This is a genomic window from Pseudomonas sp. 5.2 (assembly GCF_059025405.1).
On the sequence record NZ_JBYBHH010000018.1, the window covers coordinates 16,769 to 43,431 of the forward strand.

Annotated in this window: 25 protein-coding genes; 12 read left to right on the forward strand and 13 right to left on the reverse strand. The window is 63.8% G+C overall.

Annotated elements, in window-relative coordinates:
- Positions 1–285 precede the first annotated feature (285 nt).
- Positions 286–1,500 (reverse strand): hypothetical protein, encoded by a 1,215-nt coding sequence (locus AC5PZ0_RS23135; RefSeq protein WP_238215907.1) that lies wholly within the window; start codon positions 1,498–1,500, stop codon positions 286–288.
- 42 nt (positions 1,501–1,542) lie between these two features.
- Positions 1,543–1,992, reverse strand: coding sequence for a YcgN family cysteine cluster protein (locus tag AC5PZ0_RS23140; RefSeq protein ID WP_027594614.1), 450 nt, complete (start codon positions 1,990–1,992; stop codon positions 1,543–1,545).
- A 144-nt stretch (positions 1,993–2,136) separates the two neighbouring features.
- On the opposite strand from AC5PZ0_RS23140, the gene AC5PZ0_RS23145 reads away from it, so the two are divergent.
- The gene (locus AC5PZ0_RS23145; protein ID WP_027594615.1) at positions 2,137–2,730 is read left to right on the forward strand and encodes a nitroreductase family protein; all 594 of its coding nucleotides are present in this window, start codon (positions 2,137–2,139) and stop codon (positions 2,728–2,730) included.
- 231 nt (positions 2,731–2,961) lie between these two features.
- Here AC5PZ0_RS23145 and AC5PZ0_RS23150 read toward each other — a convergent pair whose 3' ends face one another.
- The 4 genes from AC5PZ0_RS23150 to AC5PZ0_RS23165 all read right to left on the reverse strand — a co-directional run bounded on the left by AC5PZ0_RS23150 (position 2,962) and on the right by AC5PZ0_RS23165 (position 7,142).
- Positions 2,962–3,894 carry a D-2-hydroxyacid dehydrogenase gene (locus AC5PZ0_RS23150; protein WP_493855823.1) on the reverse strand — a complete coding sequence of 311 codons (933 nt, stop codon included), beginning with the start codon at positions 3,892–3,894 and terminating at the stop codon, positions 2,962–2,964.
- Between the two features lie 78 nt (positions 3,895–3,972).
- On the reverse strand, positions 3,973–4,266 hold the full coding sequence (locus tag AC5PZ0_RS23155) for a YcgL domain-containing protein (protein WP_493855824.1): 294 nt from the start codon (positions 4,264–4,266) through the stop codon (positions 3,973–3,975).
- Positions 4,263–5,396 (reverse strand): ribonuclease D, encoded by a 1,134-nt coding sequence (gene rnd / locus AC5PZ0_RS23160; protein WP_265970164.1) that lies wholly within the window; start codon positions 5,394–5,396, stop codon positions 4,263–4,265. The genes AC5PZ0_RS23155 and rnd overlap by 4 nt, the downstream gene beginning before the upstream one ends.
- Before the next feature lie 108 nt (positions 5,397–5,504).
- Complete coding sequence (locus tag AC5PZ0_RS23165) at positions 5,505–7,142, reverse strand: phosphoethanolamine transferase (RefSeq protein ID WP_493855825.1); 1,638 nt, start codon at positions 7,140–7,142, stop codon at positions 5,505–5,507.
- Positions 7,143–7,439: 297 nt separating this feature from the next.
- Between AC5PZ0_RS23165 and AC5PZ0_RS23170 the strand changes: the two genes are divergently transcribed.
- Positions 7,440–7,676 carry an HP1242/YdcH family protein gene (locus tag AC5PZ0_RS23170; RefSeq protein WP_027594620.1) on the forward strand — a complete coding sequence of 79 codons (237 nt, stop codon included), beginning with the start codon at positions 7,440–7,442 and terminating at the stop codon, positions 7,674–7,676.
- Positions 7,677–7,737: 61 nt separating this feature from the next.
- Here AC5PZ0_RS23170 and AC5PZ0_RS23175 read toward each other — a convergent pair whose 3' ends face one another.
- Complete coding sequence (locus AC5PZ0_RS23175) at positions 7,738–8,922, reverse strand: trans-sulfuration enzyme family protein (RefSeq protein ID WP_265970162.1); 1,185 nt, start codon at positions 8,920–8,922, stop codon at positions 7,738–7,740.
- Between the two features lie 128 nt (positions 8,923–9,050).
- Between AC5PZ0_RS23175 and AC5PZ0_RS23180 the strand changes: the two genes are divergently transcribed.
- Entirely contained in the window at positions 9,051–9,512 is a 462-nt protein-coding gene (locus AC5PZ0_RS23180) for an Lrp/AsnC family transcriptional regulator (RefSeq protein ID WP_027594622.1), read from the forward strand.
- A gap of 39 nt (positions 9,513–9,551) precedes the next feature.
- On the opposite strand, the gene AC5PZ0_RS23185 is transcribed toward AC5PZ0_RS23180, so the two are convergent.
- Positions 9,552–11,882, reverse strand: a complete 2,331-nt coding sequence (locus AC5PZ0_RS23185; protein ID WP_493855826.1) for an FdhF/YdeP family oxidoreductase — start codon at positions 11,880–11,882, stop codon at positions 9,552–9,554.
- A gap of 358 nt (positions 11,883–12,240) precedes the next feature.
- Between AC5PZ0_RS23185 and moaA the strand changes: the two genes are divergently transcribed.
- A complete protein-coding gene (gene moaA / locus AC5PZ0_RS23190; RefSeq protein ID WP_027594624.1) occupies positions 12,241–13,245 on the forward strand; it encodes a GTP 3',8-cyclase MoaA in 1,005 nt (334 codons plus the stop codon).
- Positions 13,246–13,265: 20 nt separating this feature from the next.
- Entirely contained in the window at positions 13,266–14,165 is a 900-nt protein-coding gene (locus AC5PZ0_RS23195) for a bestrophin family protein (RefSeq protein WP_099430187.1), read from the forward strand.
- A 171-nt stretch (positions 14,166–14,336) separates the two neighbouring features.
- Here AC5PZ0_RS23195 and moaB read toward each other — a convergent pair whose 3' ends face one another.
- Positions 14,337–14,876, reverse strand: coding sequence for a molybdenum cofactor biosynthesis protein B (gene moaB, locus AC5PZ0_RS23200; RefSeq protein WP_099430188.1), 540 nt, complete (start codon positions 14,874–14,876; stop codon positions 14,337–14,339).
- A gap of 141 nt (positions 14,877–15,017) precedes the next feature.
- Between moaB and AC5PZ0_RS23205 the strand changes: the two genes are divergently transcribed.
- Positions 15,018–15,905: a LysR family transcriptional regulator gene (locus AC5PZ0_RS23205; protein WP_238215891.1), complete on the forward strand. Its 888-nt coding sequence runs from the start codon at positions 15,018–15,020 to the stop codon at positions 15,903–15,905.
- Here the strand turns inward: AC5PZ0_RS23205 and AC5PZ0_RS23210 are convergent.
- Entirely contained in the window at positions 15,893–16,675 is a 783-nt protein-coding gene (locus AC5PZ0_RS23210) for a PAS domain-containing protein (RefSeq protein ID WP_493855827.1), read from the reverse strand. The genes AC5PZ0_RS23205 and AC5PZ0_RS23210 overlap by 13 nt on opposite strands.
- Positions 16,676–17,034: 359 nt before the next feature.
- Here AC5PZ0_RS23210 and AC5PZ0_RS23215 point away from each other — a divergent pair, with 359 nt between their 5' ends.
- From AC5PZ0_RS23215 to AC5PZ0_RS23235, 5 genes are all read left to right on the forward strand, one after another.
- Positions 17,035–18,651, forward strand: a complete 1,617-nt coding sequence (locus tag AC5PZ0_RS23215; RefSeq protein ID WP_027594629.1) for an APC family permease — start codon at positions 17,035–17,037, stop codon at positions 18,649–18,651.
- Between the two features lie 28 nt (positions 18,652–18,679).
- Complete coding sequence (locus AC5PZ0_RS23220; protein WP_085272430.1) at positions 18,680–19,606, forward strand: 4-hydroxyproline epimerase; 927 nt, start codon at positions 18,680–18,682, stop codon at positions 19,604–19,606.
- Positions 19,607–19,662: 56 nt separating this feature from the next.
- Positions 19,663–20,610 carry a dihydrodipicolinate synthase family protein gene (locus AC5PZ0_RS23225; RefSeq protein WP_493855828.1) on the forward strand — a complete coding sequence of 316 codons (948 nt, stop codon included), beginning with the start codon at positions 19,663–19,665 and terminating at the stop codon, positions 20,608–20,610.
- 172 nt (positions 20,611–20,782) lie between these two features.
- Complete coding sequence (locus AC5PZ0_RS23230) at positions 20,783–22,360, forward strand: aldehyde dehydrogenase (NADP(+)) (RefSeq protein ID WP_186680961.1); 1,578 nt, start codon at positions 20,783–20,785, stop codon at positions 22,358–22,360.
- Between the two features lie 3 nt (positions 22,361–22,363).
- Positions 22,364–23,620 (forward strand): NAD(P)/FAD-dependent oxidoreductase, encoded by a 1,257-nt coding sequence (locus AC5PZ0_RS23235; RefSeq protein WP_493855829.1) that lies wholly within the window; start codon positions 22,364–22,366, stop codon positions 23,618–23,620.
- Positions 23,621–23,750: 130 nt separating this feature from the next.
- Here AC5PZ0_RS23235 and xenA read toward each other — a convergent pair whose 3' ends face one another.
- Positions 23,751–24,842, reverse strand: a complete 1,092-nt coding sequence (xenA, locus tag AC5PZ0_RS23240) for a xenobiotic reductase XenA (protein WP_454243072.1) — start codon at positions 24,840–24,842, stop codon at positions 23,751–23,753.
- Positions 24,843–24,891: 49 nt separating this feature from the next.
- On the opposite strand from xenA, the gene AC5PZ0_RS23245 reads away from it, so the two are divergent.
- Positions 24,892–25,227 carry an ArsR/SmtB family transcription factor gene (locus AC5PZ0_RS23245; RefSeq protein WP_027594635.1) on the forward strand — a complete coding sequence of 112 codons (336 nt, stop codon included), beginning with the start codon at positions 24,892–24,894 and terminating at the stop codon, positions 25,225–25,227.
- 117 nt (positions 25,228–25,344) lie between these two features.
- Here AC5PZ0_RS23245 and AC5PZ0_RS23250 read toward each other — a convergent pair whose 3' ends face one another.
- Both AC5PZ0_RS23250 and AC5PZ0_RS23255 read right to left on the reverse strand, forming a co-directional pair.
- A complete protein-coding gene (locus AC5PZ0_RS23250; protein ID WP_027594636.1) occupies positions 25,345–25,962 on the reverse strand; it encodes a helix-turn-helix transcriptional regulator in 618 nt (205 codons plus the stop codon).
- On the reverse strand, positions 25,962–26,600 hold the full coding sequence (locus AC5PZ0_RS23255; RefSeq protein ID WP_493855830.1) for a hypothetical protein: 639 nt from the start codon (positions 26,598–26,600) through the stop codon (positions 25,962–25,964). The genes AC5PZ0_RS23250 and AC5PZ0_RS23255 overlap by 1 nt, the downstream gene beginning before the upstream one ends.
- Between the last annotated feature and the right edge of the window lie 63 nt (positions 26,601–26,663).

Consider the following 26,663-nt stretch of genomic DNA (forward strand, 5'->3'; position numbering starts at 1 on the left):
GAGCACTGCATTGCTCCATTGGTCCTAAGAGCAGTGCATTGCTCCATTGGTCCTAAGAGCAGTGCATTGCTCCATTGGTCCTCAGAGCAGTGCATTGCTCCATTGGTCCTCAGAGCAGTGCATTGCTCCATTGGTCCTCAGAGCAGTGCATTGCTCCATTGGTCCTCAGAGCAGTGCATTGCTCCATTGGCCCATTGGTCCATTGGTCCATTGGTCCTCAGAGCAGCGCAATCCTGTGGGAGCGGGCTTGCCCCGCGAAGAGGGCGGCAGAGGTGACACAAATCGCTAGCGCAACACCTTGCTCTGCAACACCTCAGACCGCCGCCCCAGCACACGCTCGCTGATCTGCACGAACTCCTCGGTGCTGACACTCGGCAAGCGCATCAGCGCCCGCGCCACGTCATCCAACGAACGCTTGGCCTGGGTGTGGATGCGGATCTCCTTGTCCAGGGCCTGCAGCAACAGCACCCCTCGGGCAACCTGCGCCGGGTTGGCCTGCTCTCCCTTGAGCTGGGTAACCTTGGCAGCCTGCTTGCTCAAGCGCGCCTGCCAGGCCTCGTAGCGGTCATCGCTGACCCCGCCTGCCCGGCGCAACAACTCACTGGCGTAGTAGTCAGTCAGGCTCTCGATCAGCCAGTCACTGCCTTCACGGCCATGAATCTGCGCAAACAGTTGCACCAATTCGCGCAACAAGGGGCTGCTGCCATTTTCGCTGATCATCGGCCGGGCGCTGTGCATGTACAGCGACCCCTGCGCCGCCATCGCACCGCGCCACATGCCATCCCGGGCGCCGACCAACAGCAGTTTGGGTGGGTTACGCGGGAACACGGCCTGCAATTGCGGCCAGACGAAGGTCAGCAGGGTCAGGCTGTCCATGCGCCGCATGCCCTGCCCGACTGGCGCGGCAACGGTAACTTCAGTCTCGCCCAGGCGAGCCCGGCGGCTGCCCAGGTCACCCGCCAGCATCCAGCCAGTGGGGCGGTCGAACAGGCGCGAGACGTTGTCGATGCGGAACTTGTCCTTGCCGATGCGCGGCCAGGAGGTTTCGATACTTTTCCAGCCTTCTGGCAGGTCGAACCACAGGCGTGCCACCAATTCGGTACCGTCCTGCTGATCGAGGCGCGCGGGCGGTACCAGTTGGTCGCCGAGGAACAAGGCCCAATGGGGCGTGATACGCGACGAATAAGCGCCACTGCGCAGCTTTTGGTCCAGTTGCACGCGGTAGCTGAGGCTGGTCTTGCCGGGCGCCGGGTGCCACACACCGCGCTCGCCCTTGTCTGCGACTTGCCATTGGCCGTCAGCCTGGAAGCCACTGTAAGTACCGGCCTTGCCCAGCTCGAAGTCGAGGCTGCGCACGCTGCTGCCTTCGGCCAGGGTCAGGCGCACTTCGGCCTGGCCATTGGCTGGCAACAGGCGCACGTGATAATCCAGGTCGACTTTCTTCGCCCAGGCCGGCGAACAGGCCATCAGGCTCAGCAGCAACAACAGCTGGCAACGCATACAGAAACTCCTTGTTTCCCAGAGGCGACGGGGGCGCGCCGGTCAGCTGGCGCGAAAAATCAGGTGGTCTTCCCAGTCGTCTTCATCGACATCATGCTCACTGAGCATACGCCCTGACTGGGAAATACGCTGTTCATGGACCTGCTGGCGATCGCCGCAGATCAAGTGGTGCCAGTCAGGCAGGTCCTTGCCTTCGCTGACCAGGCGGTAACCGCAGGTGCTTGGCAGCCACTTGAACTGGTCAGCCTTGCCTGGGGTCAGCTGGATGCAGTCGGGCACGTGGGCGAAGCGGTTGGGGTAGTCGCTGCACTGGCAGGTGTCGAGGTCCAGCAGTTTGCAGGCAATGCGCGTGTAATAGATGCTGTTGTCGTCCTCGTCCTCGAGCTTTTGCAGGCAGCACAAACCGCAGCCGTCACAGAGCGATTCCCACTCTTGCGGGCTGAGTTGTTCGAGGGTTTTGCGCCGCCAGAACGGCGCGCTGTCAGCGATCATCACACGGGTTTCCTGCATTCATCATCAGTGCGCGGCGCGCGGCGGCGCCAGTCTAGAGCCTGGCCTTCGGCAAAGCCAGACCGCTTGTCAGTCATGACGGGACGCAGTAGCGTGCGGTTTTCCCATCCGCTTGCAGGAACAGCCATGAGCGCCACCCCCCGTATTGCCGATTACGCCATCAACGAGCAGTTCATCAACCGCTGGTCGCCACGGGCCTTCACCGCCGAGCCGATCAGTGAGGAGACCCTGCTGAGCTTTCTGGAAGCCGCGCGCTGGGCGCCTTCGGCGTACAACTCGCAGCCTTGGCGCTTCCTCTATGCCCGTCGCGACACGGCGAACTGGGAGCGTTACCTGAGCCTGCTGGTGCCGTTCAACCGCAGCTGGGCGCAACAGGCGTCGGCGCTGGTGCTGATCATCTCCAAAACCACCTTCGCAGCGCCTGGCGCCGCTGAAGAAAGCCCTGCCCTGTGGCACACCTTCGACACCGGCTCCGCCTGGGGGCACTTGGCCCTGCAGGCCAGCATCAGCGGCTGGCACACCCACGGCATGGCTGGCTTTGACAAGGAGCTGGCACGTAGCGAGCTGAAGGTACCGGAAGGCTACGAGCTGCATGCCATGGTGGCGATCGGCAAGCTGGGCGACAAGGCGACCTTGGCTGAGGCACTGCAGGCGCGTGAAGTGCCGAGCTCGCGCCGGCCGCTGAGCGAGCTGGCGGCTGAGGGTGATTTTAGCCTGTAAGGCTTTTTGTTGGCTGTACCGGCCTCTTCGCGGGCAAGCCCGCTCCCACAGGTACACCGCAGGCCCAAGGTCGGCGCGGTACTTGTGGGAGCCTGTAAGCCTTTTTATGGGCTGTACTGGCCTCTTCGCGGGGCAAGCCCGCTCCCACAGGTACACCGCAGGCCCAAGGTCGGCGCGGTACTTGTGGGAGCGGGCTTGCCCCGCGAAGAGGCCGGTACAGGCCACTAGCAATCAGTAACCCCGGGCGAAATTCACTTCCCCGCGCAACCCCTGCCCCGCCTCATACGCCCGCACATTCTCGACGAACAACCGCACCATCGCCGCCGGCGAGGTGGGCGCCGAGCTGTGCCCGGTCAGCAGCAACCCCCAGGCGGTCCAGAACGGGTGACGCTGGGGCAGTGGCTCCTGGCGGCACACATCGATCACCGCGCCCGCCAGATGCCCCTGCTTCAGTGCTTCCACCAGGTCGGCATCGACCACCGCCACTCCACGCCCGGCATTGATGAACAAGGCACTGGGCTTGAAGCGCTGAAACAGCGCAGCATCGTACAGGTCATGGGTGGCAGGCGTGTCCGGCAGCAGGTTGATCACGTAGTCGACCTGCTCGACCATGCGCGGCAGGTCCGCCAGGGCCGCCACTTCGACGAACGGCAGCTGCTCGCGGGCGCTGCTCGCGACCCCGTACAGGGTCACGCCGAACGGCAGCAGAAACTCCGCCACACGTTGGCCGATATCACCGGTGCCAACGATCAGCACCTTGCGCCCCTCAAGGGTGCGCCCTGGGCGGTCGTCCCAGCGCCGCTCGACCTGGCTCACCAGGCGCGACAGCACCTCGCGTTCATGGCCGAGCAGGTAGGTGAGCATGTACTCCGCCATGACCTGGCCAAAAATGCCGACTGCGCGCGTCAGGCGATAGTCCCGTGGCAAACCCTCGGCCAGCAACGGGGTGATGCCAGCCCAGGTCGACTGCATCCAGGCCGGCTTGTGGCCCTGGCGCAGCAGGCTCGCCAACAAGTCGGGCTGGCCCAGCCACACCGGGCACTGCGGCGCCTGCAGCGCCAGCTCGGCAGAGTCGCTGCTAGTCAGGATTTGCAGGTCAGGGGCCGCTTCGCCCAGCAGCTGGGTGTACTTGGCATGATCCTGTTCGGCGATCAGAACGCGCATCGTGAAAACAACCTTGGCAGACAACGAAAGCGGCCCGACAGGCGGGCCACTTGGCGAATGAGAGGAACCGGGCCTGGGTCAGACCGGGTCGTTACGGCGCAGCAGCTCTTCGGGCAGGTGCTCGATGTACTCTTCCTCGGCCGGCGGCATCTGCAGGTGATAGCCCTGGTTGTCGAGGTTTTCCAGCACCTTGGTGATGTCCTCGCGCGCCAGCTTGCGCTCGGGGCTCAGCACCAGGTCGAAAGCATGCACGGGGGTGCCGAAGAACGGCAGCAAGGGCTCGGGCACGCGCTCCAGGCCTTCGGCCTTGAGCACATACAGGTACATTTCGTTCTTGCGGGGGCTCTTGTAGATCGAGCAAATACGTTTCATCGGGTCTCTCCGGCGCCTGCCAGGTTGTCCAGCAGGGCCTGGCCCATGCGCTCGCGACGCCAGCCGCGCAGCGAATCGGGCAGTTGATAGGGGCCATTGGGGTAGCCGCTCTTGAGCAGCGCTTCCAGGGTTTTCTTGCGCAGCATCAGCTCGGGGGCAATGCCTAAGCGCTCGCCTTCGGCCTGGCCGATGGCGCGCAGTTGCTTGAGGATGCCGGCCGCTTCGATCGGCAATGGCTCAGGCAAAACCTGCGGCCACTGATCGGCGGGCAGGCTGGCAGCACGCTTGATCAGCTGGACGAGAAACTCCCCGTCCTGGCGGATGGTGCGCGGGTGCATCTCGTCGATCTTGGCCAAGGCCGACAAGTTAGAGGGCTGGGACTTGGCCATCGGCCACAGCGAGTGCTCTTTGAGGATGCGGTTGCGCGGCACGTCGCGGTTGCGCGCTTCGCGCTCACGCCAGGCGCACAGCTCGCGCAACACGGCCAGCTGCTGGGGCGCCAGCTTCCAGGCCAGCTTGACGTCGCGGTACAGGCTCTCGGGCTCGACTTCCCGGCGCAGCTGGGCCACCAGCTCGGCGCCGTCTTCCAGCACCCAGGCGTACTTGTCATCGGACAGTCGCGGGCGCAGCGCGATGAACAGCTCGGCCAGGTGCACGGCATCTTCGGCGGCGTAGCTGACCTGGGTGTCGGACAGCGGGCGTTGCAGCCAGTCAGACCGGGTTTCGCCCTTGGGCAGCTCGAGCCCCAGCACGTCCTGGACCAGGCGCGAGTAACCCATGGAGAAACCCAGGTTCAGGTAACCGGCGGCCAACTGCGTGTCGAACAGTGGCTGTGGCAGCTTGCCGGTCAGGCGCAGCAGCACTTCGAGGTCTTCGCTGCAGGCGTGCAGCACCTTGACCACGCCGCTGTCTTCAAGCAGCTCGCCCAGCGGCTGCCAGTCCTTGATCAGCAGTGGGTCGATCAGAAAGGCACGTTGACCGTCGCCAATCTGGATCAGCCCCGCCTTGGGGTAGAACGTGTCTACCCGCATGAATTCGGTGTCGAGCGCTACGAAGGGCAGTTGGCGCCACTTTCGGCAGAGGTCGGCCAGGGTCTGGTCGTCACGGATCCAGTGAATTTCGATGGCCACGAGGCTCTCCCACTAACATTGGCGCGCAGTATATACGGCGCGGGCACTGCGGGTGAAACCTGCGCCATCCCTGGAATAGATAAACGGTGGTGTAAAAGCCATGCGCGATCAGCGCTTGGCGGCCAGCCACGGCCGGCAGCTGGCGAACATGTCGAGCGATTGCTGGTAGACCTCGGTGCGCACCTGCAACAGGCCGAGCATCGAGTGGAACAGGTTGTCCTGGGACAGCGGCGCGTCGCTGAGCTTGGCCAGGCAGTCGGTGTCCAGGCCAAAGTCCTCTTTGTAGCTGTCGGAGAACCAGGTCAGCAGTGGCACGTGCTTCTGCTGCTCTGGGGCGATGGGGTAAGGGGTGCCGTGCAGGAACAGGTTGTACTCACCCAGCGACTCACCGTGGTCGGAGAGGTAGATCATCGCTGTGTCGACCTTGTCCTGTTTGCTGCGCAGCGTGTCGATCAGGGACGCCAGCACCTTGTCGGTGTAGGCCAGGGTGTTGTCGTAGCCGTTGATAATCTCCTGCTCGCTGCACTGGTTCAGCGCATTGCTCTGGCACACAGGGGTGAAGCGCTCGCTGGCGTTGGGGTAGCGCTTGAAGTACTCGGGGCCGTGGCTGCCCATCTGGTGCAGCACCAGCACGGTGTCCTTGTCGAGGTTGTCGATCAGCTCACCCAGGCCCTGCAACAGGATCTCGTCATGGCATTCGCCGTTAGCGCACAGCGCCGGGTCGGTGAGGTTGCTGACATCGATGAACTGCACCCGATCACAGGTGCCCTTGCAGCCCGACTGGTTGTCGCGCCACTGCACGGCCAGGCCTGCCCGCTGCAGGATATCCAGCAGCCCTTCGCGGTTTTTCGCCACGCGCGCGTCGTAGTCTTTGCGCGGCATGCCCGAGAACATGCAGGGCACCGACACGGCGGTTTCAGTCCCGCACGAATGCACATCGGAGAAGGCCAGCAGGCCCTGCTCCTTGGCCAGGTTAGGAGTAGTGTCGCGGTCATAACCGAGCACGCCGAAATGGTCTGCCCGCGCACTTTCGCCGACGACCAGCACCGTCAACGACTTGCGTTCATGGTGCTGCCAGGCGGCATCGCGTTTCGCATCCGTACCATAATTCTGGAAGGGCCTGGCCGCAGTACCGACGCGTTCGCTGACATAACCAATGGAGGCACCCACGATATTGCTCGGGGTGAGCATCAGGCGCAGTTCGTGGTGATTGCGAAACAGTGACGACAAGCCCTGGTAGTTGACCAACGCCACCGACCCGAGGGCGACCACACAGGCGCCGCTGACCACCAGCTTGCCCAACAGCTCACGGTGCCAGGCGCGGTAGGCGATCGGTGTTTTCCACAGCACGACCGAGGGCAATACGCCCAGCAACAGTATATAAGCGGCAAACTTAAACGACATCAGGTCGCGCACTTCCGCAACATTGGTCTCTGCCATGTTACGGAACATGCCGGCATCAATAAGCACCCCGTACTGATTCATGAAGTAAGCAACACCCGCGCCACTCATGAACAGCACAATAAGTACCGGCTTCAATACATACCGGAAGGCAAACAAGGTCAAAATCAGGTTGAATGCGAACAGCATCAGCACGGCAAACGCCAGGCTCAGCCAAAGCCCCGCCAACCCTGGCGGAACCACGTGCTCCAGGTGCTGCCAGAGAAAGAAATTGAAGCCGATCAGCAGGTACAGGCTGGCCAGCAGCGTGACCCATTCAGTCCGCAGGGATTTAAAGTTGAGCATCAGTGTTCGCAATCAAGAGTGATTATCAGCCCACGGGCCTGTGCGGCACCGCGAAAAGTTGGCTGAACTCTAGAAAGGCCACCATCAATTTTTCGTGAAAAAGACGCCAACAAAACCGTGAGATGGCGCTTTTCCAACATTAAATGAAGTTTATTCAGCCGCCATTCAGCCTGGCAGGCCAAGTTTGCTGCCCGGTTGCGAGAAGGCTGCGCTGGCCTCCCCCCGCCCCCCACCTGCGCAAAGGCGACTATCCTCAAAGGTCAGGACCGTTCGCCAACCCCCACGAGAGGTGAAGAAATGCCCGTTCCGCATGATCTGCTCGCTGACCTGAACATCACTGCCGAGGATTTCCAGACGCGCATCGACAAAGACCATGACCTGCACAAACTGCACAAGGAGTACAACGCCAAAGACAAGGAAGTGCTGGCCGCTGAAGGTAACGCCAGCACCGATGACACCGTCACCCGACTGCGCAAGGAGCGGCTGCTGATCAAGGACAAGATCGAACGGATCATTCATCCGCCGAAATCTTGAGGGGTTTCTGCTGAATCAACCGGCCCTATCGCCAGCAAGCCGGCGATAGGGCCAGCCGCTTTTATACGCTAGCCGAAGCCTTCAACGCCGTATCCAGATCTTCGATCAGGTCCCGATAGTCCTCGATCCCCACCGACAGCCGCAGCAAGTTCTCACTGATGCCCATCACGCCCTTCTGTTCTGGGCTCAGGGAGTTGTGCGACATGCTCCAGGAGTGGTTGATCATGCTCTCCACGCCGCCCAGCGAATCGGCAAGTACGAAGATCTGCAGCGCCTCGACCAGGCGATTGAGCGCCGCCCGGTCGCCACCCTTGACCTTCATGGCCACCACGGCCCCGCCCGCACGCATCTGGCGCTTGCACAGCGCATGCTGGGGGTGGCTTTCAAGCCCTGGATAAAACACCTGCTCGATCTGCGGATGGCTTTCGAGAAAACGCGCCACCTGCAGGGCATTGGCGCACTGGCGCTCCATGCGTACATCCAAGGTTTTCAGGCCACGCAGGGCCAAGTAGCAGTCGAACGGCCCCTGAATCGCCCCGACGGCCATGCTGATCTTGCGCAGCCGCGCCAGCAGCGCGTCATTGGCGGCCACCACCACACCGCCGGTGAGGTCGGAATGGCCGCCGATGTACTTGCTTGCCGAGTGCATCACCAGGTCCACGCCCAGGGTGATCGGGCGCTGGTTCCAGGGCGAGCAGAAGGTGTTGTCGATGCAGGTGAGGATACCGCGCGACCGCGCCAGGTCGCAGACCGCCTTGATGTCGACCAGGTGCAGCAAGGGGTTGGTCGGGGACTCGATCCAGATCAGCTGGGTTTCCGGGCGAATCGCCGCGGCCACAGCCTGCACGTCGTTGAGGTCGACGTAAGTGGTGGTCAGCCCCGATGTGTGGCTGCGGTAGTCCTCCAGAATACGGAAGGTGCCGCCGTATACGCCGTTCATCACCACCACGTGGGCATCCTTGGGCAACAGCTCCAGCACCGTCGCCGTGGCGTTCACGCCGGAGGCGCAAGCCACCGCGCCGACGCCTTCTTCCAGCGCCGCGACGCAGCTCTCGTAAGCATGCCGGGTCGGGTTGCCGACGCGGCTGTAGGCATACTCGGGGTTGTCGTCCAAGCTGCGCTTGATGTACGAACTGGCGGTGTAGATGGGCGGGAAGATCGCGTTGTCAGCAACGCTATCCTGCTCGCCGGCGTGGATGGTACGGGTGGCGAAATTACGCGGCTTGTCGGACATGATCCGGTCCATTGACTGAGGTAAGCCTGCAACTATCGCACAACCATTGCCGGCGGCAAGGACGCGCAACGGGGGTCACGCATTTTTCCGGTTTTGCAGTAATCTGGAGAAAATCATTCTCTGGCCAGCCTGTAATCGACATGGACAATTTCGACCAACACATCCTCACCTTGCTGCAGCGCGACGCGTCCATTTCTCTCAAGGACCTGGCCGAGGCGGTAAACCTGTCCACCACGCCCTGCTGGAAGCGGGTCAAACGGCTGGAAGAAGAGGGTTACATCCTTGGCCGCGTTGCCCTGCTCGACCCCACGCGCCTGGGGCTGGGCCTGACCGTGTTCGTCCAGCTCAAGACCCAGCGCCACGACAGCGCCTGGCTGGAGCAGTTTGCCGCGACGGTGACCGGTTTCGAGGAGGTGATGGAGTTTTACCGCATGTCGGGGGATTGGGATTACATGCTGCGGGTGGTGGTAGGTGACATTGCCGCCTATGACCGGTTCTACAAGAAGCTGATCACCCGCACCGACGGGCTTTCCAACATTACGTCGAGTTTTGCCATGGAACAGATGAAGTACACCACCGCTTACCCGGTGCACCGGCCCTGACCGGTGCTTGCCCGTGAAGAGGCCGGATCAGGCAAACCTTTATTCAGCCGCCTGCACCGCCTCGATCCGGTTCCCCGCCTTGGCTTTCTCTACCCTGATCGCGATGAACTTCGAGGTCGGCGTATACGTCCCCTCGCCATAACTCTCCAGCGGCACCAGCGGGTTGGTCTCCGGGTAATACGCCGCGGCCTGCCCCTGCGGCACGTCATACGCCACCAGGCGGAACCCGGACACCCGCCGTTCGCGCCCGTCCTCCCACAGCGACACTAAGTCCACGTGCTCGCCAGGCTCGAACCCCAGGCGACGGATGTCGGCCTCATTGACGAACACCACCTCACGCAGGCCAAACACCCCACGGTAGCGGTCATCCAGGCCATACAGGGTGGTGTTGTACTGGTCGTGCGAACGCAAGGTCTGCAGGATCAGGTCCGGTTTGTCGCCACGGGCCAGCACCTGGGCATTGACCAGTTGCTCCGGCAACTGGCTGGCACTGAAACGCGCCTTGCCGGTGGCGGTACGCCACGTGCGATCCGCCGCGTTGTTGCCCAGGTGGAAGCCACCGGGGTGCTGCAAGCGCTCGTTGAAGTCGGTAAAGCCGGGGATCACATCGGCGATCATGCTGCGGATGCGGCTGTAGTCAGCAATGGCGTACTCCCAATCGATCGGCTGCTTGCCCAAGGTCGCCTGGGCCATGCCGGCCACGATGGCTGGCTCCGAACGCAAGTGTGGCGAGCGCGGGCGCAATTGGCCGTGGGAGATGTGCACCATGCTGAAGGTGTCCTCCACGGTCACGCCCTGCGGCCCGTCGGCCTGCAGGTCGATCTCGGTTCGCCCCAGGCACGGCAGGATGAGCGCATCACGGCCGGTGACCAAGTGCGAACGGTTGAGCTTGGTGGAAATCTGCACGGTCAATGCACAGTTGCGCAGGGCCGCGTGGGTTCGAGGGGTGTCTGGGGTAGCCTGGGCGAAGTTACCCCCCAGGGCGATGAAGACCTTGGCCTGCCCTTCTTCCATGGCCTTGATCGCCAGCACCGCGTTATGCCCGTGGGCACGGGGCACACGGAACTGGAAGCGTTTTTCCAGGGCATCAAGCAGCCCGGCCTTGGGCTTCTCGTCGATGCCCATGGTGCGGTCGCCCTGCACGTTGCTGTGGCCACGCACCGGCGACAAGCCGGCACCGGGTTTGCCAACGTTGCCGCGCAGCAGTTGCAGGTTGACGATTTCCTGCACCGTGGGCACCGAGTGGCGGTGCTGGGTGACGCCCATGGCCCAGCACATGATGACCCGCTCGGCCTTGCGGTACATGCGCGCAGCCAGCTCGATCTCGGCCTGGGTCAGGCCCGACTGCTCGACGATATGCGCCCAGGAGGTGGCATCCACCGCCGCCAGGTAGGCGTCGACGCCGCTGGTGTGGTCGGCGATGAAGGCATGGTCGAACACCGCCGGTTCACCCTTGGCCTGGGCCTCGCGTTCCCATTGCAGCAAATACTTGGCGATGCCACGCATGGCCGCCATGTCGCCGCCCAGGGCCGGGCGGAAGTACGCGGTGTTGGTCGGTTCGGAGCCGTTGCTGAGCATTTCGAACGGGTGTTGCGGGTGCTGGAAGCGCTCCAGGCCACGCTCCTTCAGCGGGTTGAAGCACACCACCTGGGCCCCACGCTTGACCGCCTCGCGCAGCGGTTCGAGCATGCGCGGGTGGTTGGTGCCGGGGTTCTGGCCAATGACGAAGATGGCGTCGGCCAGTTCCAGGTCATGGAACACCACGGTGCCCTTGCCCACACCGAGGGTTTCCGACATGCCCACACCGCTGGCCTCGTGGCACATGTTCGAGCAATCGGGGAAGTTGTTGGTGCCGTAGGCGCGGACGAACAGCTGGTACAAAAACGCCGCTTCGTTGCTGGCCCGCCCCGAGGTGTAGAACTCGGCCTGGTCGGGCGAATCGAGCGCCTGCAGGTGTTTGGCGACCAGGGCAAAGGCCTCTTCCCAGGACGTTTCGACGTAGTGATCGGTGGCCGCGTCGTAGCGCATCGGGTGGGTCAGCCGGCCTTGGAATTCAAGCCAGTAATCGGTCTGTTCGGCCAACGCACTGACGCTGTATTTGGCGAAGAATGCGGGGTCTACCGAGCGACCGGTGGCTTCCCAGTTGACCGCCTTGGCGCCGTTCTCGCAGAACTTGACCATGTCGTTTTCCGGCGATTCGCCCCAGGCGCAGCCGGGGCAGTCGAAGCCGCCGTTCTGGTTGGTCTTGAGCATGGCCCGCAGGTTCTTGAAGGCGTTTTCGCTGCCCAGCCAGCTTTTGGTCACGCTCTTGAGCGCCCCCCAGCCGGCGGCGGCGCCTTTGTAGTCCCTGATATGTTCGTCCTGGCTCATGCGGTGAATCCTCACGCTCGGTGTTTTTTCCAGACTATTGAGCGTGGGGCACAAGCGTCCAATCGAAAGATCTTACGGGCTGATAAGCCGTTTCGATCACGGGCCAGCACTGACAATCCAGATCGCGTCCTGTAGCAGCAGCCTTGTGCTGCGAAGAGGCCGGTTTGGCTAGCCGAGAAGCTGTGGCTGCAATGGCCTCTTCGCAGCACAAGGCTGCTCCTACAGGGGGAATCTCCCATACATGCCGGGGCCTGAAGCCGTGATAGAGCAGATTGATCAACCAGTCGGGGAAAGCAATTTGACGGGGGTGCGGCCAGGTTATAGCTTGGAGCTGAGTCCATCCCATTCGAGCGCAATCGTGGAACAGAACAGCCGGGCCCTGATCGACGGCTTCAACCGGAAAATCGACTACCTGCGGATGTCGGTCACCGACCGCTGCGACTTCCGGTGCGTGTACTGCATGGCTGAAGACATGCAGTTCCTGCCGCGCCAGCAGATCCTCAGCCTCGAAGAACTGTTCCAGGTGGCTGAGCGCTTCGTCGCATTAGGCACCCGCAAAATCCGCCTGACCGGTGGCGAGCCGCTGGTGCGCCAGGGCATCGTCGAGCTATGCGGGCGCATCGCCGCCCTGCCCGGCCTGCGCGAACTGTGCATGACCAGCAACGGCTCGCAACTCGGGCGCCTGGCCCAGCCGCTGTTCGACGCCGGCGTCTCGCGCCTGAACATCAGCCTCGACAGCCTGGACCCTGGGCGCTTCAAGCAACTGACCCGCACCGGCGACCTCAACCAGGTGATCGCCGGCATCGACGCCTCGCGCCAGGCAGGCTTTCGCAAGACCAAGCTCAACTGCGTAGTGCTCAAGGGCCGCAACGATGACGAACTGGTCGACCTGGTGCGCTTTGCCATCGACCGCGAGCTGGACATCACCTTCATCGAAGAAATGCCCCTGGGTAACATCAGCGAACACCAGCGTGGTGAGTCGTTCTACTCCAGTGACGAGGTGCGCGACCGGCTGGCCGAGCAGTTCACCCTGATCGAGTCCACCGAGTCGTCCCAAGGCCCGGCACGCTACTGGCGCCTGGCCGAAGCGGCGCACACCCGGGTCGGCTTCATTTCGCCGCACAGCCATAACTTCTGCGCCACCTGCAACCGCGTGCGCCTGACCGTCGAAGGCCGCCTGCTGCTGTGCCTGGGCAACGAGCATTCGGTCGACCTCAAGCAGGTCCTGCGTGCCCACCCAGGCAACGCCGAGCGCCTGGAAAACGCCATCCGCGACTCCTTGCACCTCAAGCCTTACCGCCATCATTTCGAGGTGGGGGGTGACGTGCAGATCCTGCGTTTCATGAACATGACCGGCGGCTGAACAGCCACCTCTGGATTTCCATGATCGTCCACCCCCGCCCCGATGTGCTGCGCGTGCTGTTCACCCTCAAGGGCTCGATCGTCAAGCGCATCGCCCTGCGCTGCCTGATGGTCACCCTGCTGGCCGCACTGATCGTGCTGGTCGAGCGCCACTATCCGGCATTTTTCTACCCGGTCAGCGCCACACCGTTCACCTTGCTGGGCCTGTCGCTGTCGATCTTCATGAGCTTTCGCAACAACGCCTGCTACGACCGCTGGTGGGAAGGCCGCAAGGCCTGGGGCAAGCTGATCATCGAGACCCGTTCGTTCGTGCGCGAAAGCGTGGTGATCGCCGACCCGGCACTGCGTGCCGAACTGTTGCGCAGCCTGTGCGGCTTTGCCCATGCGCTCAACGCCCGGCTGCGCAACGAGGATGACCTGGCGGCCGCCCGGCCTTGGCTGGCCAACCCCAATGCGATCAGCCCGCACAATGTGTGCGACACGATCTTGCGCGAAGTCGGCGGGCACTGCTCACGGCTGGCGCAGCAGGGGCAGATCAGCGATTGGCGCTACAGCGTGCTGGAACAGCGGCTGGTGGGGCTGACCGAAGTGCAGGCCACCTGCGAGCGGATCAAAGGCACGCCGTTGCCGTTCCCCTATACCTTGTTGCTGCACCGCACCATCTACATCTTCTGCCTGCTGCTGCCGTTTGCCCTGGCTGAACCGCTAGGCTGGTTGGCGCCGCTGTTCACCACCATCGTCGGCTATACGTTTTTTGGGCTGGATGCGATTGGCAACGAACTGGAAGACCCGTTTGGGCGCGATGAGAACGACCTGCCTACCGATGCGCTGGTGCGCACCGTGGAGCGCGATGTGCTGGCCGGGTTGGGGGTTGAACCGCTGCCACCGGCATTGGAGCCGGTGGGGTATGTGTTGAGCTGATTCTTTTGCTGCCTGTGCTGGCCTCTTCGCGGGCAAGCCCGCTCCCACAGGTTCATCACTGGTTTTGAGGCCAGTGGTTAACCTGTCCCAGAGATTCATCACTGGTTATGAGGCCAGTGGTTAACCTGTGGGAGCGGGCTTGCCCGCGAAGAGGCCAGCACAGCCAGGGCATTAACCGCGGCTTGCGCAAGCCTCGACAGGCTTCAGGTGCGGCACGAAGTTGCACGGCCGGTGGCGCGCATCCAGTTGCTCGGCCAGGATCCCTTCCCACGCCGTGCGGCAAGCCCCGGTCGAGCCTGGCAGGCAGCACACCAAGGTACCGTTGGCGAGCCCGGCCAATGCCCGGCTCTGAATAGTCGATGTGCCGATATCGAGAATGGACAACGCCCGGAACAGCTCACCAAAGCCATCGATACGTTTGTCCAACAGGCATTCAACGGCTTCAGGCGTACTGTCACGCCCAGTGAAGCCGGTACCGCCGGTGATCAGCACCACTTGCACCTGCTCGTCGGCGATCCAGGTGGCGACCTGGGCGCGGATCTTGTACAGGTCGTCCTTGAGCAGCGCTCGCGCCACCAGACGATGGCCAATTTCCACCGAGCGGCTGGCCAGCAGCTCACCGGAGGTGTCGTTGTCGTAGGTGCGGGTGTCACTGACGGTCAGTACGGCGATGTTGAGCGGTACGAAGACCGCATCGGGTTTGACGCTCACGGTGGGCTACTCCTGAAAGGGCATTGTCACCACGCTAGAGGCACGGCCGGGGGGCGTCCAATCGATATGGCGTACCGGGTGATCAATGACATCTATCGCTGACTTGGTTAAGGTCAGCATAACCAGACGCCAGGCACTCCCATGGACATCAAGCAACTCAAGTTCCTCATCGCGCTCGACCAGACTCGCCATTTTGGCCAGGCCGCAGCGCTGTGCCACATCACCCAGCCGACGCTGTCGATGCGCCTGCGCAACCTGGAAGACGAACTGGACCTGGTGCTGGTCAAACGCGGCCAGCGCTTCGAAGGGTTCACCGAAGCCGGCGAACGTATTCTGGCCTGGGCCCGCACACTGCTGGCGGCCCACGACGGCCTGCAAGCCGAAGCCGCCAGTTGCCGCGGCCAGGTGGTCGGCAGCCTGCGCCTGGGCACCGTGCCGCTGGCCAGCTTCAACCCGATGCAATTGCTGTTGCCGCTGCGCGAAAAATACCCCGAGCTGCACTTCCAGATCAGCTCGCACAGCACCGAGCAGATCATGGATGGCCTGAGCCGCAACCAGCTCGACCTGGGCATCTGCTACCTCGACCAAGTCAATGCCAGCTTCTTCGAAGTGATCGAGTTGGGCACCACCACCATGGGCCTGCTGCACGATACCCGGCACTTCCAGTTCCAGGCCGACACCCTGCGTTGGGAAGACCTCGGCGATATTCCACTGGGTTTGCTGAGCAAAGGCATGCACTACCGTCAATCGCTGGACCTGAGCTTTCGCAGCCGCAGCCTGGAACCCAACGCCGTGCTGGAAAGCGACTCGAGCTTCCAGTTGATCCAGGCCATCAGCACCGGCGTGTGCTGCGCGATCATGCCACTGGATTGCGGGCTGGAAGACTTGAGCGACCACATGCGCATCCTGCCTATCGTCGACGCCAGCATCCACAGCCCGGTGGGCCTGCTGCTGCGCCGCAGCGAGCCGCGTTCGGCGATTGCCGAGCAGTGCTTTGACGAGGCGCGCGCGCTGTTTCAACCCTCCTGAGCGGCCGTCGCCTGGCGGTACTGGCGCGGGGTGAACCCGGTCAATTGCTTGAACTGGCGGCTGAAGGCGCTGTGGTCGGTGTAGCCGCACTGCATCGCCACCTCGGTGATTGGCAAGTCGCTGTGCAGCAAGCGATGGGCATGCTCCAGCCGCGCCTTGTGGATCATCTGCCGTGGCGTGAGGTGGAACACCCGCTTGCAATAGCGCTCCAGCTGCGCCACGGAAATACCCGCGATGCGGGTCAGCTCGCCCATGCTGATGGGTTGGTGAAAATGCCGACGAATGTGCTCATCCACGGCTGCCAGGCGCTGGTAAGCGGGGTGGGTGTCGGCGGCTGACTGCAGGTCGACCGAGATGCCCACCAGGCCGATGATTGCGCCGTCGGGGTTGAGTAAAGGCCGCTTGTGGGTCAGGCACCAACCCGGTTCGCGGCTGCCGTACAGGTGCAGTTCGAGCTGGTCTTGCAGCACCAAGCCATCCTTGAGTACGCGACGGTCCTGCTCGGTGTAGCCGGGGCCCAGTTGTGCCGGGAAGACCTCGGCGCTGGTCTTGCCCAGCAAGGGTTGCAAACGCTTGAGGCCGCAGCGCTGGACCAGGGTGTTGTTGGCCAGCACGTAGCGGGCGTCGGCGTCCTTGATGAAGATCGCGGCGTTGGGGATCGCGTCGAGGATCGGCAGCAGCAGGGAGACCCCGGCGAGTAGGGCCTCCAAGGTGGCGGGGCGGTGCTGGTCCAAGGACTGGTACAGGGTTGCCAGAGAAGGGGCGGTCATCGAGTTGATCTCTAATGGCTTTACTGGCCTCTTCGCAGCACAAGGCTGCTCCTACAGGGACCGCACTGCCTTGTAGGAGCAGCCTTGTGCTGCGAAGAGGCCGGCACTGGCACTGCATCTCCCAAGCCCTTATGCGGTATGGCTTTCAGCCTATCCACGAGCCCACCACCCCGCCACTACTTTTCTGCAACTGTGCCGATTTCGTCATCCACCCTGCAGAAAACCATCAAGAACCGATACCCAGATCGGTCCACTCTATGCCCCACGCAAGCCGCCCAAGACCTACAAGAGCGCGGCCCAAAAAGCCGCACCTCGTGACATCAGACCTGCCTATCCAAAACCTACAAAAAGGCGCACCCATGTCAGGCAAATTCAAAAAACAGCTCTCATTGCTCGACCTCACCTTCATCGGCCTAGGCGCCATTTTCGGCTCCGGCTGGCTGTTCGCCGCCAGCCACGTCTCGGCCATCGCTGGCCCCGCCGGTATTTTGTCCTGGTTCCTCGGCGGTTTCGCCGTGCTGTTGCTGGGCATCGTCTACTGCGAGCTCGGCGCCGCCCTGCCCCGCGCCGGTGGCGTGGTGCGCTACCCGGTGTACTCCCACGGCCCGCTGCTTGGCTACCTGATGGGCTTCATCACGCTGATCGCGTTTTCCAGCCTGATCGCCATCGAAGTGGTCGCGTCACGGCAATACGCCGCGGCCTGGTTCCCCGAGTTGACCAAGGCCGGGTCCAGTGACCCGAGCGTGCTCGGCTGGCTGGTGCAGTTCGCGCTGCTGGGGCTGTTCTTTCTGCTCAACTACCGCAGCGTCAAGACCTTCGCCAAAGCCAACAACCTGGTCAGCGTGTTCAAGTTCATCGTGCCGTTGCTGGTGATCGGCGTGCTGTTCACCTTCTTCAAACCGGCAAACTTCGAGGTCCAGGGCTTTGCGCCGTTCGGCCTGTCGGGTGTGGAAATGGCCGTCTCGGCGGGTGGCATCATCTTCGCTTACCTGGGGCTGACACCGATCATTTCGGTAGCCAGTGAAGTGAAGAACCCGCAGCGCACCATTCCCATCGCGCTGATCCTGTCGGTGCTGTTGTCCACCGCGATCTACGCCCTGCTGCAACTGGCCTTCCTCGGCAGCGTGCCAACCGAAATGCTGGCCAACGGCTGGGCCGGTGTGACCAAGGAACTCGCCCTGCCCTACCGCGACATCGCCCTTGCCTTGGGCGTGGGCTGGCTGGCCTACCTGGTGGTGGCCGACGCGGTCATCTCGCCAAGCGGTTGCGGCAACATCTACATGAACGCCACCCCGCGGGTGATCTATGGCTGGGCGCAGACCGGGACCTTTTTCAAAGTCTTCACCCGCATCGACGAGCAGTCCGGCATCCCCCGCCCGGCGCTGTGGCTGACCTTTGCCCTGTCGGTGTTCTGGACCCTGCCGTTCCCGTCCTGGGAAGCGCTGATCAACGTGGTCTCGGCGGCGCTGGTACTGAGCTATGCCGTGGCCCCGGTCACCGTCGCCGCGCTGCGCCGCAACGCACCCGACATGCCGCGCCCGTTCCGCGTCAAGGGCATGAGCGTGCTTGGCCCGCTGTCGTTCATTATCGCCGCGCTGATCGTCTACTGGTCGGGCTGGAACACCGTGTCGTGGCTGTTGGCCCTGCAAATCGTGATGTTCGTGCTTTACCTGCTGTGCGCCCGCTTCGTGCCAACCCAGCACCTGTCCATCGGCCAGCAAGTGCGCTCGTCAGCCTGGCTGATCGGTTTCTACGCGGTGACCATCCTGCTGTCCTGGCTGGGCAGCTTCGGCGGCCTGGGCGTGATCGGCCATCCGTTCGACACCGTGGTCGTGGCCGCCTGTGCCCTGGGCATCTACTACTGGGGCGCCGCGACCGGCGTGCCGGCGCACCTGGTGCGCCTGGATGGCGAAGACGAGAGCGAAGCCACCGCCGACACACACCTGGGCCACCGCCCTGCCGCTGTCGCCTCCTGACTTCGGCCACCATTCAAGGGACCTGCCCATGAAACACATTCACGTCATCGACTCGCATACCGGCGGCGAACCGACCCGCCTGGTGATGAAAGGCTTCCCACCGCTCAATGGCCGCACCATGGCCGAACAGCGCGACGAACTGCGCGAACTGCACGACCCCTGGCGCCGCGCCTGCCTGCTGGAGCCTCGCGGCAACGATGTGCTGGTCGGTGCGCTGTATTGCCCACCGGTCTCGGAAGACGCCACGTGTGGGGTGATTTTCTTCAACAACGCCGGCTACCTGAACATGTGCGGCCACGGCACCATCGGCCTGATCGCCTCGCTGCAGCACCTGGGGCTGATCGCGCCAGGCGTGCACAAGGTCGACACGCCGGTCGGCCAGGTGAGCGCCACCTTGCATGAAGACGGCGCGGTCACCGTAGGCAACGTGCCTGCCTACCGCTATCGCCAACAGGTGCCGGTCGAGGTACCGGGCCATGGCGTGGTGCACGGCGATATCGCCTGGGGCGGCAACTGGTTCTTCCTGGTGTCCGAGCATGGCCAGCGCATCGAACTGGACAACGTCGAAGCGCTCACCGACTACACCTGGGCGATGCTCAAGGCCCTGGAGGCCCAGGGCATCACCGGCGAAAACGGCGAGCCGATCGACCATGTCGAGTTGTTTGCCGACGACCCCGACGCCGACAGCCGCAACTTCGTCATGTGCCCCGGCAAGGCCTACGACCGCTCCCCTTGCGGCACGGGCACCAGCGCCAAGCTGGCCTGCCTGGCCGCCGACGGCAAGCTCGACGAGGGCCAGACCTGGGTCCAGGCGAGCATCACTGGCAGCCAGTTCCAGGGCCGCTACCAGCGCGAGGGCGAGCGTATTCGCCCGTTCATCACCGGCCGCGCCTACATGACCGCCGACAGCACCCTGCTGATCGACGAACAGGATCCTTTCGCCTGGGGCATCTGACCTGCCCAGGCCTTTTTATTCGCAACCCAGACTGAATACTGCAAGGAGTGACACCCATGAGCGACAACATCTTCACCGGCTGCATGCCTGCCCTGATGACCCCCTGCACCGCCGCGCGCAAACCGGACTTCGACGCCCTGGTACGCAAAGGCCGCGAGCTGATCGAAGCCGGCATGAGCGCCGTGGTGTACTGCGGCTCGATGGGCGACTGGCCGCTGCTGACCGAGTCCGAACGCCAGGAAGGCGTGGCGCGCCTGGTGGCTGCCGGCATCCCGACCATCGTCGGTACCGGCGCGGTGAATACCCGTGAAGCGGTTTCCCACGCGGCCCATGCCGCCGAAGTTGGTGCGGCCGGCCTGATGGTGATCCCGCGTGTACTGTCCCGCGGCGCTTCGTTGATCGCTCAGAAGCACCACTTCTCGGCCATCCTGGCCGCCGCGCCGAAACTGCCGGCAGTCATCTACAACAGCCCGTACTACGGCTTTGCCACCCGCGCCGACCTGTTCTTCGAACTGCGCCGCGAATACCCGAACCTGATCGGCTTCAAGGAATTTGGCGGTGGCGCCGACCTGCGCTACGCCGCCGAGCACATCACCTCCAAGGACGATGACGTGACCCTGATGGTCGGCGTCGACACCCAAGTGGTGCATGGCTTCGTCAACTGCAATGCCACCGGTGCCATCACCGGCATCGGCAACGCACTGCCCCGTGAAGTGCTGCAACTGGTGAGCCTGAGCAAGCAGGCTGCCAAAGGTGATGCCAAGGCCCGGCGCCTGGCCCGTGAACTGGAAGCGGCGCTGGCGGTGTTGTCCTCGTTCGATGAAGGCTGCGACCTGGTGCTGTATTACAAGCACCTGATGGTGCTCAACGGCGACCGCGAGTACAGCCTGCACTTCAACGAGACCGACGCCCTGACCGATGCCCAGCGCAACTACGCCGAACAGCAATACGCGCTGTTCCGCCAGTGGTACGCCAACTGGTCGGCCGAGCAAAACGTCGCCTGATCACTGTGGGCGTAACCGTGGGAGCGGGCTTGCCCCGCGAACACCGGCAAAGCCGGTGCCATGCACCGCGGCCCCTTCGCGGGGCAAGCCCGCTCCCACAATGCCGCTGGGGGATCTCCCACAGGGTATGCGCTACACCCTTGCACCTGAATCCGACTCCAAAGGAGGCTCTATGCCCCTGACAGGCAACCTGCTGATTGGCCAAACGCCGGTAACCGGCAGCCGCGACGCCATCCGCGCCATCGACCCGGCCACCGGCCAAGCGCTCGAACCCGCCTACCTCGGCGGCACCGGCGAACACGTGGCCCAGGCCTGCGCACTGGCCTGGGCGGCGTTCGATGAATACCGCGAGACCTCGCTCGAACAACGGGCACACTTTCTTGAAACCATCGCCGAACAGATCGAGGCCCTGGGCGATGCACTGATCGACCGCGCCGTCGCCGAGACGGGCCTGCCCAAGGCACGCATCCAAGGCGAACGCGGCCGCACCTGCACGCAACTGCGCACGTTCGCCCGTGTGGTACGTGCCGGAGAATGGCTGGACGTGCGGGTCGACAATGCCCTGCCCGAGCGCCAGCCCCTGCCGCGCCCCGACCTGCGCCAGCGCCAGGTGGCCCTGGGGCCGGTAGCGGTGTTTGGCGCCAGCAACTTCCCCCTGGCCTTCTCGGTGGCCGGCGGCGACACGGCTTCGGCACTGGCCGCGGGTTGCCCGGTGGTGGTCAAGGCCCACGGCGCCCACCCTGGCACCAGCGAGCTGGTGGGCCAGGCAGTGGCGCACGCCGTGAAGCACTGCGGCCTGCCTGAAGGCGTGTTTTCGTTGTTGTACGGCGCGGGCCGTGAAGTGGGCATCGCGCTGGTCAGCGACCCGCGCATCAAGGCCGTCGGTTTTACCGGCTCGCGCAGCGGCGGCATCGCCCTGTGCCACGCCGCGCAGGCCCGCCCAGAGCCTATCCCGGTGTACGCCGAGATGAGTTCGATCAACCCGGTGTTCCTGTTTGACGCCGCCCTGCAGCGTCGCGGCGAAGCACTGGCGCAAGGGTTCGTCGCTTCGCTGACCCAAGGCGCCGGGCAGTTCTGCACCAACCCTGGCCTGGTGATCGCCCGCCAAGGGCCGGCGCTGCAACGCTTCGTCGACGCCGCCAGCGAGCAGGTGCAACGTGCAGCCGCACAAACCATGCTCACCCCCGGTATTTTCAGCGCTTATGAAACGGGCGTTGGCGCATTGGCCGAGAACAGCAACGCCCACGTAGCCGCCAGCGGTCAACCGGCGCAAGGCCCTAACCAGTGCCAGGCCCAGTTGTTCGTGACCCAGGCCAGCGCGTTTCTGACCGACCCGGCGCTGCAAGCCGAGGTCTTCGGCGCTGCCTCACTGGTGGTGGCGTGCGACAGCGACGCGCAGGTGCGCCAGGTGGCCGAGCACCTGGAAGGCCAACTGACCGCGACGCTACAACTGGACGAGGCCGACATCGACAGTGCCCGCGCGCTGTTGCCGACCTTGGAACGCAAGGCCGGGCGCATCCTGGTCAACGGGTGGCCGACCGGGGTCGAGGTGTGCGATGCGATGGTCCATGGCGGGCCATTCCCGGCTACTTCCGATGCCCGCACCACGTCGGTGGGCACGGCGGCGATCCTGCGCTTCCTGCGCCCGGTGTGCTACCAGGACTTCCCAGACGGGCTGCTGCCAGAGGCCTTGCGCCACGGCAACCCGCTGCAACTGCGCCGGTTGCTCGACGGCAAGCGGGAAGGCTAAACCATGGTCGAGCCGCTCAACGCTGCTGAAACTGATATCGCGGTGGTCGGCGCCGGCATCGTCGGCGTCGCCTGTGCCCTGCAGCTGGCAAGGCAAGGCCGTCGGGTGCTGCTGATCGACCGCGAGCCACCTGGCCACGGCGCCTCGTTCGGCAACGCCGGGCACCTGGCCACCGAGCAGGTGTTCCCGATTGCCGACTTGTCGATTCTCAAACGCCTGCCCAGCATGCTGATGGACCCGATGGGCCCGCTGCGCCTGGACTGGAAGTACCTGCCCAAGGCCATGCCCTGGTTCACCCGCTTGCTGCTCAACCTGCGGCCCGCGCCATTTCAGCGCAGCGTGGCTGGCATCCGTGCGCTGAACGAAGGCAGCCTGGCGGCCTGGCAGCGGTTGCTGGGCTCGATTGGGCGCAGCGACCTGTTCAAGGAAGCGGGGTCGTTGCTGGTGTTCGAACGCAACGAATCGCGCCAGGCACTGGCGGCCTTGCAGGCGCGCATGCAGCAGCAGGCGGTGCCGGCAGAGTACTGGTCGGCCGACAGCGTGCGGGCAACGGCGCCTCAGTTGAGCCGCTCGATCCTGGGCGGGCTGTTTTTCCCCCGTACCGGGCATTTCATCGACCCGTACCGCGTGGTCTGCGAGCTGTTCGAAGCGGCCAAGGCCAGTGGGGTTCGGTTCGTCCAGGCGCACGTCGACGGTGGGCACCTGCACGGCAGCGGCGTCAGCCTGGCCAGCGACCAAGGCACGTTCAACGCGCGCCAGGTGTTGATCAGTTGCGGCGCGCACTCGGCCAAACTCACTGCGGCCCTTACCGGCAAGCGGGTGCCGCTGGACACCGAACGTGGCTACCACCTGATGTTGCCGGGTGAACATCAACGGCTGCCCTTTGCCGTCACCTCGCTGGAGCGCAAGTTCATCATGACGCCGATGGCCGACGGGTTACGGCTGGCCGGCACGGTGGAATTCGCCGGGCTCGATGCGCCGCCAAGCATGCAGCGGGCATGGCAGCTACATCGGCTGAGCAAGGGCTTGTTCCAGCAAGATCTCGATGCCGAAGGGGCGACGCCGTGGATGGGTTTCAGGCCGTCCTTGCCGGATTCATTGCCGGTGATCGACCAGGTGTGCGAGGGACGGGTGATGCTTGCGTTCGGGCATCAGCACCTGGGGTTGACCCAGGCGGCGGTGACGGCCGAATGGGTGGGGCGGCTGGCCGACCAGGAAAGAGGGCTGCAGATGGAGGCCTATCGGTTGGATCGGTTTTGATCAGGGCCGGCCTCTTCGCGGGGCAAGCCCGCTCCCACAGGTACTCCGCTGGCCTTGAGGTTGGCGGTTACCTGTGGGAGCGGGCTTGCCCCGCGAAGAGGCCGGCCCAGGCTACTGAATAATCAGCAACTCAGCGATAACGCTCAAGCCAGTGCGCATAAGGCGCCGGCAAGGTCCACGACGCTTTATCCACCCCCAACTCCTTGGCCGCGAAGTACGCCCAGTGCGGGTCCGCCAGGTGCGCACGCCCTACCGACACCAGGTCGAGCTGATTGGCTTTCAGCGCGCCTTCAGCCAGCTGCGGCGTACCAAAGCCCCACGCCGACGTCACCGGCAGGCCAGCCTCGCGGCGTACGCGCTCGGCAATCGGCCCCATGAACGCCGGGCCCCACGGGATGTTCGTCTCAGGGATGGTGAAGCCGACGCTGACACTCAGCAGGTCCAGGCCACCGGCTTTGAACATCCGGGCCAACTCGATGGACTCGTCCAAGGTCTGCTCATCGCGACCGTCATATTCCAGCACACCAAAGCGGGCGGTCAGCGGCAGGTTCTCCGGCCACACCTCACGTACGGCTGCCAGGGTTTCCAGCAAGAAGCGGCTACGGTTCTCGAAGCTGCCACCGTAGGCGTCGGTACGCTGGTTGGAATGCTCGGAGAAGAAGCTTTGGCCCAGGTAACCGTGGGCAAAGTGCAGCTCGATCCACTCAAAGCCCGCCTCGTGCGCACGGCGGGCGGCATCGACGAAGTCCTGCTTGACCCGGGCAATGTCGTCCAAGGTCATTTCGCGCGGTACTTTCGGCAAGTGAGCGCCGAAGGCGATGGCCGACGGGGCGATGGTCTGCCAGCCGCGGGCATCGTCGGCGGCGATGTGGTCGTCACCTTCCCACGGGCGGTTGGCGCTGGCCTTGCGCCCGGCATGGGCAATCTGGATGCCCGGCACTGAGCCTGCTGCTTTGATCGCCTGCACCATCGGCACGAACGCCTGGGCATGGGCGTCGCTCCAGATACCGGCGCAGCCGGGGGTAATGCGCCCTTCCGGCGCGACTGCAGTGGCTTCGACCACCACCAGGCCGGCACCACCCCGGGCCAAGCCGGCCAGGTGGACGTGGTGCCAATCATTGACCATGCCGTCCTCGGCCATGTACTGGCACATGGGCGGAATGGCGATGCGGTTGCGCAGGGTGACGTCTTTGAGGGTATAGGGTTCGAACAATGCGGACATGAGGGACTCCGGGTTCATCTGAATACGATAGTTCGATCATAATCGAACTATGGCAATAATTGAAAGGCCCGTTATCATGTCGACCATGCGAGCCTACAAACATCCCAACCCTGAAGACCTGATCCTCGAGCGCCTGCTTTACGCCTTGAGCGACCCCGTGCGCATGGAAATCGTGCGCCACTTGGCGGGCGTGGCGGAGGCCAGCTGCGGCGAGCTGGACGGCGGCCGGCCGAAGTCGAGCATGTCGCACCATTTTCGCGTGTTGCGCGATGCGGGGTTGGTGCATACGCGTAATGTCGGCACTACCCACATGAACTCACTGCGCAGCGAAATGCTCGACGAACGGTTCCCTGGGTTACTGGCGTGCATTCTGCGGCAGCAGTGATTGCTGTGCGGGCCTCTTCGCGGGCAAGCCCGCTCCCACACGGTCCTCACTGACCTCAAAGGCAGTGCTGTACCTGTAGGAGCGGGCTTGCCCGCGAAGAGGCCCGCACAACCAGCATCAAGTCTGTTCCTTACGCAGTGCAAACCTGCACACCTGCCCTCCCCTCAGCATGCATTCCTCATGGCTGACCTCGGCGCCCCCCAACGCCCCGATCAGCGCCAGATCCAGCTCACACACCACGGGGTGCGCCTTGGCCAGGTGATGGAACACGCAATTGTGCGCCACGATCTGCGGCTCCCCGGCTGAGCGAAAGAACACCTCGGCCTCATACCCGGCCGTGTTCATGTGCTGAACGATGCGCGCTTCATCCACCACCTGCCGCTCCAGGTCTGCCGCCAGCTTGCGCCCCAACTGGCGCATCAGCACCTGCAAGGCGTCATGGCCGATGATGCCGGCCACTTCATCGATCAACAGATTGGCCAACAGCGGATACTGCCGCGGGAACAGCTCGCGGGCATGCTCGGTGAGCTGGTGCAGTTGCTCCGGGCGGCGCCCGGTAGGCCGGGTGGCACCGCGCATCACCAGGCCGTCACGCTCCAGTGCGGCCAGGTGCTGACGCACCGCGGTGCGGGTGATGGCCAGGGCCTGCGCCAGGTCGTCGATGCTCATGCCAGCCGGCTGATGCAGCAATGCATGGAGCAGGTCCTGTTGGGTACGGCCAAGCCCTTCGAGCATCAGAACTTGTCCGGGAACTGCTTGACCAGCGCCGCCGTCAAGGCGTCCGCCAGTGCCAGGATATGCTCGCGCATCATCCCCCAGGTGCGTGCCTCACCGGCATAGTCGCCAGCGGCAAGCTGGTCGATCTGCGCAATATGATGGCCGCCATGGGCGCCGAGCATCGTGATCAGGGTCTGCTCGGGCAGGTTGGGGTTGGCCTTGGCCAGGAACGCGGCAAGCGCCTTGGCGTTACTGGTCAGGTCATCGACAGCGGCCTGCTGGCCTTTTTTGTCCTTGCCCACGGTGGCGTCACTGTAATGCTTGATGGCGCCCCAGTGGCCGGCGAGCAGTTTGAGCAACTGGTCGGCTGCCGTCTGGCCGTACAACGGCGCAATGCTGTTGGCGATGCGGGTGGCATCGGCGACCACTTCGTTGGCAGCAATTGCGGCTTGCTTGGCATTGCCGGCCTGGTTGGCCACGGCGTAGTTGCGGACCCAGAAAATGTGCTCGACCCACAGGTCGCGCATGGCAAGGCGCGTGGTCAGTGCAACGGCTTGGGCGGGTTTGGCGGCGGGGGTAGCGGTTGAGTAACTCTGGCTCCATGCCGGCTGTGCGCACAGCGCTAGCAGCAGTAAGGCAGCAATCTTGAGGTTCATGACGGCACCCTCCTGGAGGGGATCGACTGACAAGATTAATTTAAGCATCAAAATATGTTTTTA